The following is a 3,089-nucleotide window of genomic DNA, read 5'->3' as shown; positions in this document are numbered from 1 at the left end:
AGCTCAGGCGGTAGCGAGAGTTAAGAAAGAACTTCCTAAGACAAATAGTGCTTCATTAAGCGGAGCAGGTTTTGCAGGAATTATCTCAATCCTTACTTCATTTGGCCTTGCCAGTGGTAAGAAACGTCGTAATAAAAAATAGGATAAGGTAATTCTTTACTCCTAAAGGCTCTCACTTTTTTGGGAGCCTTTTATTAAATGAGGGGGAAAGGATATGAAAAAGAAGTTTATAATTAAGAAATCACTAGAAGAAGGGCATTGTGAAAAAAAATATCGTTATTCTATCCGAAAATTGAATGTTGGTGTTGCTTCAGTAGCAATTGCTGCATTTATGATTTTAGGAGGGGGAGTTAGGGCTGTTGCAGATAGTGTGACTGATGCAACAAGTTCAGATCAAGTTGCAATTATTGAAAGCGAACCAAGTGAAGCGGTTCAGTCAGAACTTTCTGATAGTTCTTCAAATGCTGATAGCAACGAAGATGCAGCATACGGTAATAGTCTCAGCTCTGAAGCAGAAAAATCGATTTCTGAGTCAAATCAAGCAGTTACAACAAGAACTAATGAAACAACAGATTTTTCTCAATTAACTGAGGACGTTAGTCAGGTGACGCCAGAAGAAGTAACCATTGATGCCACAGAGGTTCCTGAAGATGAGACTTCAAAATCAGACGCGATAGTTGAAGATAGTAAAGTATCAGAAATTGCTGGAACTGAAACACTTGTTAAAACAAGTACTTTACGTACAAATGGTGAGAGTGGGTCAGATACAGAATCTAAGGCAAAAACTGATTTTAATGCTCCCCAAGCTGAGGATGGTAAGGATACTGTGTCGTCTGAAGATGTACCCGTTGATAAAGAGTGGACTATTAATGAAAATCCTAATAATAAGGATGAGGCCGAAGCTTTAGCTAAGATTAAGCAACAGATTGTAGGACCCTCAGTGACTCTTGAATATGTGAGTGATGCAGATAAAGCAAAGTTTGATACTTCCAAGATTGAAATTGATACTAATCAGAACCGTTTGACTTACGGTGTTTTGTGGTTAGGACAACCGGAAGATGGTGAAGATGATCAAGCAACAGGAGATTATAACGAACGTAACAATACAGGTTATTATATTGTTTTGTCTCGTGATACTGAGTCATATACCCTTTACTTTACACTCAAAAATATTAATAATTTAGGGTGGCAAGAGCAGAAAGTATATAGTATCGGTTCTGCTGGAAGTATTACTTTTGATACCCTAACAGAGGCAGTAAATTCTGATCGCGATAATGCTAATTATTCGATTGATATTAGTGAAGGTTCTGTCACAGTTAGAAATATAAAATCAAATAGTAAAAATTATAATGTCTATCTTCTTAATTTGCTTTCTCAAACTACAGTCGGTACAGCAGTTTCATCAGGAAATTTCAATATTCCAAAATTAACAGAACAGACTAATAATTATTATGTAGTTGATTATTCAACTTATCAAGCATGGTTAGAAGCTAATAAAAATAACATGTCAGAATCTGATTATATTAGCTACAAATCACTTTCTACTGACAAATTTGCAGATGGTATAGTTACTAATGAGCGACTTCTTGCTTTATTAAAGCAAATTGGGTATAGTGGTAATGTTTTTGAGGCTTCTGGTAAATTAGACTACGATAAATATGAGCTAATCGAATCTCCTTATGATAATCAAAATAAAATAAATACTTATCTTGTTGATGATTATACGGTAGGGGACAGAAGCCAGAATAATTCAGGTAGTAACCAAATTAAGCGAATAAAAGAGGTGATCTCAGAAGATGGTTCTGTTGCAATAGAAGTTTGGATTTTGGATATTACCCAACCAAATGCAAAAGATGATTTTGATCAAGGTAGATCTGCAGATAAGTCTCTTGTTTTAGAATCTGATCTTAAAGAGCATAGTTTCAAGCTTCTTTATCGAACTGAAGCGATTGCTCCAGGTGAATTTAATAACGAATTTTTCTCTTTAGACTTCAAGTCTGATGATTTTAACAAACTTATGGCCACTATTGAGAAAAATAATGCTAATGGTGTTTCTGATGATACTCTTGAAGAGTTGCGAAATATTGTGGAAAGTAGTGGTGGTACACAAACTGGTAACAGAGTTGTTGGTAATGTCGGAAACCAGACTACTTATAGTGATCGTTGGGCTTACACACGCCCAGCGTCAACTGGGAAAACTTATGGCGCTTTAGCAGTTCCACTTTTAGTTTCTGCTAACGAAAGTTATACAAGCTCTACTGGAGAGGTTGTAACAGTACCTAGTCGAATTGGAGGCATGAATGTTCAATTAGCTAATGATAATGCCTATAATTATCAACATGTTAATTGGTATTATGTGGAAAAAGGTAGTGTAGCTGTTCACTATGAAGATACAGATGGCAATGTTATTGCAGATAGTGTGAGTGCAGTAGATCATGGAGAATCTAATTCAATTTATGATACAAGTACTGCTTCTTTAAAACCTTCAAAAATCACTACGCCAGATGGTACAGTTTATTATCTTGTCACTCAAAATAACGGAGTTAAACAGATATTGACTGCAGACAGTGTGGTTGATAATATGTTGGAGACATATACTTTTGCTGAAACAGGAAATGTTGAAGCGATGACTAATAAAAACATTACTTACGTTTATCAAAAAGCAGGGGATGTAGTTATTCGCTATCATTCTGTTGATAACCAAGGTAACGTATTAGGATTAATTTCTGGCGATACGAGTGGAATAACTAAGGCCAGTGTATCAATCGAAGAAGTAGATTCAAATGATTTAGAGCCCGGGACCTCTTATAGTACAATTGATTTGCGACCAGAAACTATTACTACATCAGATGGTACGGTTTACCGTTTGGTAACCTCTGACACAAATCCGCATGCATATACGGATGGTGTCTTGTCAGATACTGATGATAAAAATATCTTTATCTCTGGTGGAGAAACAGGAAGTATCACAAGTGGAAAGACTGCAGTCATTAATTACTACTATGAAGCAGTTAAGGGAGATGTAGTTGTTCACTACAAGGCAGTGGATTCAGAAGGCAATGACATCAGCATATCAGCAGATGTTGTAG

Annotated in this window: 2 protein-coding genes; both read left to right on the top strand. The window is 36.1% G+C overall.

All coding sequences use genetic code 11. From position 1 onward, the window contains the following. The coding region (locus BLP98_RS09665) for an LPXTG cell wall anchor domain-containing protein (protein ID WP_142349378.1) at positions 1-142 on the top strand (142 nt) is incomplete at its 5' end. Between the two features lie 72 nt (positions 143-214). Then, positions 215-3,089 (top strand): YSIRK-type signal peptide-containing protein (locus tag BLP98_RS09175; protein WP_142349377.1); only part of this gene is annotated, 2,875 nt, incomplete at its 3' end.

This window comes from Streptococcus equinus, assembly GCF_900104225.1.
In the GTDB taxonomy this organism is placed as follows: domain Bacteria; phylum Bacillota; class Bacilli; order Lactobacillales; family Streptococcaceae; genus Streptococcus; species Streptococcus equinus_D.
This window is presented reverse-complemented; position numbering and strand designations above follow the sequence as displayed.